The organism is Parafilimonas terrae, assembly GCF_900115755.1.
GTDB lineage: Bacteria > Bacteroidota > Bacteroidia > Chitinophagales > Chitinophagaceae > Parafilimonas > Parafilimonas terrae.
Genome location: NZ_FOXQ01000037.1, coordinates 1 through 1406 on the forward strand (window position 1 = coordinate 1; position 1406 = coordinate 1406).

At 38.0% G+C, this 1406-nt stretch carries 2 protein-coding genes; both read left to right on the forward strand.

Annotated elements, in window-relative coordinates; genetic code table 11:
* Nucleotides 1-282: 282 nt before the first annotated feature.
* On the forward strand, nt 283-672 hold the full coding sequence (locus BM015_RS21225; RefSeq protein ID WP_090663371.1) for a hypothetical protein: 390 nt from the start codon (nt 283-285) through the stop codon (nt 670-672).
* Between the two features lie 73 nt (nt 673-745).
* Nucleotides 746-1042, forward strand: a complete 297-nt coding sequence (locus BM015_RS21230) for a hypothetical protein (RefSeq protein ID WP_177191993.1) — start codon at nt 746-748, stop codon at nt 1040-1042.
* Nucleotides 1043-1406 lie beyond the last annotated feature (364 nt).

The window sequence follows — 1406 nt, forward strand, 5'->3', positions numbered from 1 at the left end:
TTCCGGCGATTTTTTTTCGTTGCCATATTTATTCTTTTTTGATGAGGGCTAAAGTTACGGATAGTGCGGAAGGCTTCCGTAGGTTTAGTTCAACAGCGGCTTGCCAAAATACGGGCTGAAGAACAAGGGCTGAATTGATTTACTTTATCGAACAATAGAACAAAGGTTAAGCTGACGTACAACAAATGCCCGTACTTCAGCAAGCCGATAAACGTTGTGCGTCAGGATAAAGCGACATCCTGCTAAATGAAACGTTGGACTTATACACTTTAAATTATCAACATGAAAAGACTAATACTTCCTATAATTATTTGTTTGTCTTCAATTGCAACTTTTGCTCAAAGTGGAATTGATGTTCCTATTCAAAATATCTCTACGGATAGTGTTGTGTACAGACTGTTTTCCACAAAAAATACATACACATTTATTAAACTAAATACAAGAAATGGGCAAATGTGGCAAGTTCAGTGGGGAACTGAAAGCAAATATAGGTTTGAGACTATACTATCAGACATCTCCCGTGTAAATGAAAGCGAAGAGAAGAATGGCAGATTTTTCCTCTATCCCACACCCAACATATATAATTTCATTCTACTCGACCAAATAAACGGTAGGACTTGGCAAGTACAATGGGGAAAGGAAGGAGAAAGAATGGTTATTCCGATATATTAAAGTAGCGAACAAATGCAGGCTCTAATTTTAATACTTCTTGTAATAGCCATAGTAATATTTAATCGTTGGCGGTTTGACATACAACGAAAACAACGGCGAGACTATTACCGAAACGACTATCTTAAATCAGAAGCATGGCAACGTAAACGGTATGTTGTTCTTAAACGAGATAATTGGCGTTGTGTATTTTGTGGTGGTAAGGCGACACAGGTGCATCATAAGAGATACGCAAAGTACAATATCGGCAAAGAACCAATTGAATGGCTTGTTTCAGTTTGCAAATCTTGCCATGACAGACAACATCAATAGCCGAGTGAGAATGCCGAACGCACAACAAAAGTATTTGCAAAAGCAGGGCTGGACATTGTAATATCATCTATGTGCAAGCATCAACAGCAGTTCGGGCTCGACGTTCAATGTTCAGCTTTAGTTCTTAACTTCAACAACATATTTTCAAATGGGCATTTGTACCGGGCTGGACGAGCAATGAATCCCCTGCCTTCGCAAATACTCGAATGTTGGCGGTAATGCTATGACGAACAAACTTAAACATATAATCACTTTTATTCTGACACTTTGGGTGACTGAAATTTTAGCAAGCCCACAAATGCCAGACTATGTGATTTATGGAAAAGATACTGTAGGCTTCCCATTTTCAGTACGAATCAAAAGTAGATTTTAAATCAGTTGATTGAATATTATTATTAGTATTATAACCGGATGTGGTAATGTGG